Source organism: Spirillospora sp. NPDC049652 (assembly GCF_040675125.1).
Lineage (GTDB): Bacteria > Actinomycetota > Actinomycetes > Streptosporangiales > Streptosporangiaceae > Spirillospora.
Genome location: NZ_JBFAOF010000391.1, coordinates 1 through 6,247, shown reverse-complemented (window position 1 = coordinate 6,247; position 6,247 = coordinate 1). Strand labels below are relative to the sequence as shown.

The 6,247-nt window shown below is 74.3% G+C and carries 6 protein-coding genes; 4 read left to right on the top strand and 2 right to left on the bottom strand.

Features of this window, described 5'->3' with window-relative positions; genetic code table 11:
• Window positions 1–633, bottom strand: a 633-nt coding sequence (locus AB0J52_RS23030) for a GlcG/HbpS family heme-binding protein (RefSeq protein ID WP_500184014.1), incomplete at its 3' end; no start/stop codon positions are given.
• Between the two features lie 166 nt (window positions 634–799).
• Between AB0J52_RS23030 and AB0J52_RS23025 the strand changes: the two genes are divergently transcribed.
• Complete coding sequence (locus AB0J52_RS23025) at window positions 800–1,999, top strand: sensor histidine kinase (protein ID WP_500184013.1); 1,200 nt, start codon at window positions 800–802, stop codon at window positions 1,997–1,999.
• Window positions 1,996–2,697: a response regulator gene (locus AB0J52_RS23020; protein ID WP_500184012.1), complete on the top strand. Its 702-nt coding sequence runs from the start codon at window positions 1,996–1,998 to the stop codon at window positions 2,695–2,697. Before AB0J52_RS23025 ends, AB0J52_RS23020 begins: the two co-directional genes overlap by 4 nt.
• Window positions 2,698–2,789: 92 nt before the next feature.
• On the opposite strand, the gene AB0J52_RS23015 is transcribed toward AB0J52_RS23020, so the two are convergent.
• Entirely contained in the window at window positions 2,790–4,301 is a 1,512-nt protein-coding gene (locus AB0J52_RS23015; RefSeq protein ID WP_500184010.1) for a S53 family peptidase, read from the bottom strand.
• 136 nt (window positions 4,302–4,437) lie between these two features.
• Here AB0J52_RS23015 and AB0J52_RS23010 point away from each other — a divergent pair, with 136 nt between their 5' ends.
• Together AB0J52_RS23010 and AB0J52_RS23005 are read left to right on the top strand one after the other, a co-directional pair.
• Window positions 4,438–4,650: a hypothetical protein gene (locus AB0J52_RS23010; protein WP_500184009.1), complete on the top strand. Its 213-nt coding sequence runs from the start codon at window positions 4,438–4,440 to the stop codon at window positions 4,648–4,650.
• 237 nt (window positions 4,651–4,887) lie between these two features.
• Window positions 4,888–6,090 carry a S53 family peptidase gene (locus tag AB0J52_RS23005; RefSeq protein ID WP_500184008.1) on the top strand — a complete coding sequence of 401 codons (1,203 nt, stop codon included), beginning with the start codon at window positions 4,888–4,890 and terminating at the stop codon, window positions 6,088–6,090.
• Window positions 6,091–6,247 lie beyond the last annotated feature (157 nt).

The window sequence follows — 6,247 nt, the reverse complement described above, 5'->3', positions numbered from 1 at the left end:
GGGCGCGCTGGTCGTCGGGGACGCCGAGCAGCTCGCAGATGACCTGGAGCGGGAGCCGCGCGGCGAAGTGGGCGCGCAGGTCGACGACCTCGGAGAGCCGAGCTGGTTCTGGATGGCGTTCAGCCCGGCCTGCGCGATGGACTCGTCGATCGAGCCCTGCGGAGCGCCGCCCACGCCGATGCCCGCGATCGGGGAACCGCCCGAGGCGACCGGAACGCCGCCCGCGAGGAACAGCGTGCCGGGGATGTCCTTCACCGACGGGCCGCTGCCGGTCGCGTTATGGCTCAGCTTGGACGTCGGCTGCCCCCACGCGACGGCGGTGTACGCCTTGCGCTTGGCCGACTCGACGGTCTGCGGGCCCGCGCCGTCGTCCTTCACGACCAGCTTCAGGTCGCCGGACCGGTCCACGATCGCGATGGCGACGCGCTGGTGCTGCTTGGCGGCCTCCTTGCGGGCCGCGTCGGCGACCTTCATGGCCGCGTCGGCGGTGAGGGCGCGGGTCTGGGTGACGGCCTGGCCGCCCTTCGCGGGGGCGGCCGGGGCGGCGTCGGCGGTCGCCGCCGACATCGCCACGGCGCCGCCCACCAGCGCCACGCCCGCCGCCATGCCCACGAGGTTCTTGAAGCTCTTCACAGTGGTCGTTCCTTCCGTTGTGCGATGTCTCCAGCCTGGCCACCGGAACGGCCCCCGCCATCGCAAGGACGGTGGGGACCGACATCAACCGAACGATGGATGCCCCGGCGTCCCGGCCTCCCGTCCGCGCCGAGTAGCGTGCGAGACCAAGGGGGAGGAGGGGCCTGTGACCAGCACGGACACGAGCGGGACGGAGATCGCCGACGCGGCGTCGGCGGGCGCGTCCGCGGACGCCGGGACCGGCGCGGCGCGGGTCGCCCGCACGGCGGAGTCGCGGATCGACCTGGCCATGCACGCGGCGTTCTTCCTGCTGCTCGCCGCGTCCGCGTCCCGGTTCGCCGCCCGGCACGGGGTGGCGGAGAGCGCGTGGCCCAAGTTCGTACTCTGCGGGCTGCTCGCGCTCCTCTACGTCGCCGGGACGGTCCTGTGGGACCGGCTCGGCCGCCGGGGACTGCTGGCCTGGCTGGTCGCGGTGACCGCCGTGTGGCTGTCGCTGGTGCTGATCGCGCCGAGCTTCGCCTGGTGCGCCCCGCCGCTGTACTTCGCCGCGCTGCGCCTGCTCGACCGCCGCACGGCCGTCGCCGGCGCGGTCACCGTCACCGCCGCGGTGGTGTTCGCGCAGCTCCGGCTGGCTCCGAGGTTCGATCTCAGCCTGGTGCTCGCGCCGGTCGCGGTGTCGGGGATGATCCTGGTGATCTTCCTGGAGTTCCACCGGATGGCGGCCGCCCTCGCGGGCACCCAGCGCACAGCGGGGATCCTCGGCGAGCGGCAGCGGCTGTCCCGGGAGATCCACGACACCCTCGCGCAGGGCCTGACCAGCATGGGAATGCTCCTCCAGGCCGCCGACCGCGCCTTCGACACCGACCCGGAGACCGCCCGTGCGCTCGTCCGGCGGGCTGCGGGTGAGGCGGCCGGGAACCTGGACGAGGCGCGCCGGTTCGTCCGCGCGCTGGCTCCGTCCGACCTCGCCGCCGGGTCGCTGCCGCACGCGCTGCGCTCGCTGGCCGACCGGGAGGGCGCGGCGCTGCGCGTCGAGGGCGAGGAGTACCCGCTGACCCCGGAGGAGGGGGCCGCGCTGCACCGGGTCGCGCAGGGCGCGCTCGCCAACGCCCGCGAGCACGCCGCGGCCGCCCGCATCGTGATCACCCTGTCCTACCTGGACGACCAGGTCGCGCTGGACGTCGCCGACGACGGCCGCGGCTTCGACCCGGCCGCGCCGCACCCGCACGACGGCCGCGGCGACCGCGGTTACGGCCTGCCCGGCATGCGCGCCCGGATCGCGGGCGTCGGCGGCACCCTGGTCGTCGAGTCGGAACCGGGCGAGGGGACCGTCGTCGCCGCCCGCCTCCCGAGGAGCCGTCCATGACCCCCGCCAACGACCGGTCCTCCGCGAACGACCGGCCCTCCGCGAACGACCGGCCCGAGGGGGACGCGCTGATCCGCGTCCTCATCGCCGATGACCATCCCGTCGTGCGCGCGGGCCTGCGCGCCCTGCTCGCGGGCGAGGACGGCCTGGAGGTGGTGGGCGAGGCCGGGACGGGGGAGGAGACCGTCCGGCAGGCGGGCCTGCTGCGTCCCGACCTCGTCCTGATGGACCTGCGCCTCGGCGAGGGCATCGACGGCGTCGAGGCCACCCGCCGCGTCCTCGCCCTTCCGGACCCGCCGCGCGTCCTCGTCCTGACCACCTACGACTCCGACGCCGACATCTCCCGCGCCCTGGAGGTCGGCGCGTCCGGCTACCTGCTCAAGGCGGGCCCGCCGGACGAGCTGTTCCAGGGCGTCCGGACGGCCGCGCGCGGCGAGACCGCGCTGTCCCCGGCCGTCGCGACCCGCCTGGTCCACCGCGTCCGCGACCCGGCCCCGGCGCTCAGCCCGCGCGAGGTCGAGATCCTCGAACACCTCGCGCAGGGCATGTCCAACCGGCGGATCGCGCGTGCGCTGTTCATCAGCGAGGCCACGGTCAAGACCCACCTCGTCCACATCTTCGCGAAGCTGGGCGTCGACTCGCGCACCGCCGCCGTCCGCGTCGCCGCCGACCGCCGCCTCATCCGCCTCACCGAGTGACGGCGTGCGGAGGCCCCGGCGCGGAGCTGGAAGGGGTTCCACGCCGGGGCCGGTCGGCGCCGGTTCAGGGCCGGTTCAGGGCCGGTCCGGGGTCAGGAGCGGGCGGCGAGGGCCGGGATCAGGGCGGCGGCGTTCGGGGTGCCGAGGCCCGTGATCGGGTCCCAGCCCTTGGTGGCCGGGTAGCCCGGGATGGTCGGATAGTCGGGGTTGGAGTTGTTGCCGGTCGTCACGTCGAAGAAGTACGCGCCGTAGGACGGGCCGTTCGCCAGGTCGTACAGCGATTGGTTGATCTGCCCGACGGGGTGGCCCGCGATCTGCGCGGCGATGGCGACCAGGCCCGCCCACTGCGGGGTGGACGCGGAGGTGCCGCCGACGACGTACCAGCCGGAGCTGCAAGGGTCGCCGCTCGGGCACTTGACGCCGGTCGCGCCCGGCGCGGTGTCGCGGACGAGGACGCCGGTCGCCGAGCTGGCCTGCGACGCGATGTCCGGGACGCCGCGCATCGAGCCGATCGGGGTGGACCCGGCCGGCAGCGTGTCCTGGTACGCGGGCCTGCCGAACACGTGGCTGAAGCCGCCGCCCGCGAACGTCCACCCGACCTCGCGCTGCCCCGGGAAGCGCGAGCACGCGGCGGGCGGGTTGGTGTTGTCGACGTGCGTGCCGGTCGCGCCGTCCAGGCAGAGGTAGGTGCCGCCGACGCTGGTGACCAGCGGGTCCGACGCGGGCCAGCCGACCGACGCGTACGGGATGGCGGCCGGGTTCTTCACCGGCGTCTTGAAGCCGTTCTCGCTGCCGTCGTCGCCGGAGCTGGCGAGGACGGTGACGCCCTTGGCCGCCGCCGCCTTGAACGCGTGCCGCAGGTTCTCCAGCGACGCGGTCGAGTGGAACGCCTCCTCGCCGGAGCCGAAGCTCTGCGAGATGACGTCGGCCATGCCGTTGTCCACGACCTGCTGCTCCAGGTTCATGAACTGCGGGAAGCCCTGCGTGCCGAGCGTCTCGGCGGTCGGCGTGGACACCAGCACGATGTTCGCGCCCGGCGCCATGGCGTGCGCCATGTCCAGGTCGAGCGCGACCTCCAGCGCCCAGCCGTTGCTGTCCTCCTGGCCGGTGCCGTTGTTGGACGGCGGCTCCTTGACCGGACGGCCGCCCTGCTGGAGACGGGTGATGGACGGCATGCCCGGCTCGCACGCCACGTCCGGCATCCCGCACATCAGCGGCAGCCCGAACTGCCGGCTGTAGACCTTGAGGTCGGCCTCGGCCTGGTCGTAGCCGAACGCGTCGACGATCGCGATGGTGCGTCCCCGGCCGTCCTGGCCCTTGGCGTGCAGCGGGCCGACGTTGTAGGCGTTCTGGAGTGCCCGCGGGCCGAAGCAGCGGCGGCCGACGGACGCGCAGTCCGCCTCGGCCGGCGGCGTCTCGGACGCGCCGAGGTAGGTGAAGTCCGTCGCGTGCGGGCGCGGCGCCGGAAGGACGCCGGCGGCGCCGGGCGAGGCGGTCGCGGGCAGGGCCGACGCGGCCGCTCCGGCGAGCGCGATCGCCGCGAGCCAGACGGGCGCGCGGCGCGCCGCGACCCCGCGGCGGTGTGGGTGGCTGAGCAGGGACAAGAGGGACTCCCGGCACGAGGTGACACCGCGCGGCGGTCGTCGCGCGGACGGTGTCCCCGGGGTCGCTCCGGCCCTCCGCACCGCCCAGTGCGCGAGGACCGCGTGCACCGCAGATGCATCTAAGACCCGGCTGGTCATGGCGTCAAGAGGGGACGAGCCCACCGATTCCGGCCATACCCCGCACCCCCGGTCGGGTCGCGCCAGCGGCCTCGGCGGCCAGCTCATTTACGTCGACCCGGTGCGCCGGGTCGTGATCGTCCGCTCCACGTTGTACTCGGTCAACGACGCCGACACCTTGCCCGCCCTCCGGGCCGTCGCGCGGGCCGTGGCCGACCAGCGCGCCCGGTAACCCGCGTGATTGCCTCCTGCCGCCGGATCCGCGGCAAGAGGGAAATCCCTATCGCTTGCTCAAACGAGCAAGTTTGGCGGCTCGTCACAGCGGGCCGCGCACCCCGCTGGCGACCAGTGACAGAAGTGATGAAATGCCTGCTTCCGGACTATTCGGGCGGGGTCTCCGCGTGTGATCCTCACGGGCGGCGCCCTCCTCGGGCGCCGCCCTTGTCCCCCGCCTCACGAGGAGAGCCCCATGCGGCGACCCCACCTGCGGTACGCGATGACCGGGATGTTCCTGGCCGCGGCGTCCGTGCTCAGCACGCCCTTCGGAACGGCCTCCGCGAGCCCCGCCGTCCCGGCCGCTCCCGCCGGGACGCACCACTCGTGCGCCACCGCCCGCGCCGGCCAGGCGCACTGCCACGCGATCGTCCGCGACGACGTGGCCGTCTCGGCCCGGGCCCTGAAGGCCGCCCTCGCGGCGCCGAGCGGCCTCAGCCCCGCCAACCTGCAGAGCGCCTACAAGCTGCCGTCCTCGACGGCGGGCTCGGGCCAGACCGTCGCGATCGTCGACGCCTACAACGACCCGACGGCCGAGGCCGACATGAACGTCTACCGGTCGCAGTACGGGCTGCCGTCCTGCACCACCGCCAACGGCTGCTTCAAGAAGGTCAACCAGACCGGCGGCACCAGCCTGCCGAGCAACAACGGCGGCTGGGCCCAGGAGATCTCGCTCGACCTCGACATGGTCTCCGCGGCCTGCCCGAACTGCAAGATCGTCCTGGTCGAGGCCTCGTCGGCCTCGTTCGCCAACCTCGGCACCGCCGAGAACACCGCCGCCCGGCTCGCGCACGTGGTGAGCAACAGCTACGGCGGCTCGGACGCCTCGGACTCGACCTACGGCTCCTACTACAACCACCCCGGCGTCGCGATCACCGTCAGCTCCGGCGACTCCGGCTACGGCGTCGAGTACCCGGCCTCGTCCCACTACGTGACGGCCGTCGGCGGCACCTCGCTCCGCACCTCCGGCACCACCCGCGGCTGGACCGAGACCGCGTGGAGCGGCGCGGGCAGCGGCTGCTCGTCCTACAACACCGCGCTGTCCGGCCAGGCGGGCGCGAACACGGGCTGCTCGCGGCGCGCCGTCGCGGACGTCTCCGCCGTCGCCGACCCGGCGACCGGCGTGGCCGTCTACGACAGCACCGCCTACCAGGGCCAGAGCGGCTGGATGGTCTTCGGCGGCACCAGCGCGTCCGCCCCGCTCATCGCGTCCGTCTACGCCCTGGCGGGCAACGCCTCCTCGGTAGACAACAACTACCCCTACTCCCACACCTCGTCGCTGTTCGACGTGACCAGCGGCAGCAACGGCTCCTGCTCCCCGTCGCAGCTCTGCACCGCCCGCACCGGCTGGGACGGCCCCACCGGCCTCGGCACCCCCAACGGCACCGGCGCCTTCTGATCCCCAGTGACCACGTGACCGTGTGACCGCGCGCGGCGGCCGGACCCCTCACCCCACGGGTCCGACCGCCGTCGCGTGGTATCAGCCGACCCGGCGTAGCGCCTTCTCCCGGTAGGCGGTGACGCGGGCGCCGGACTCGCGGCGGGCCATCCGGCGC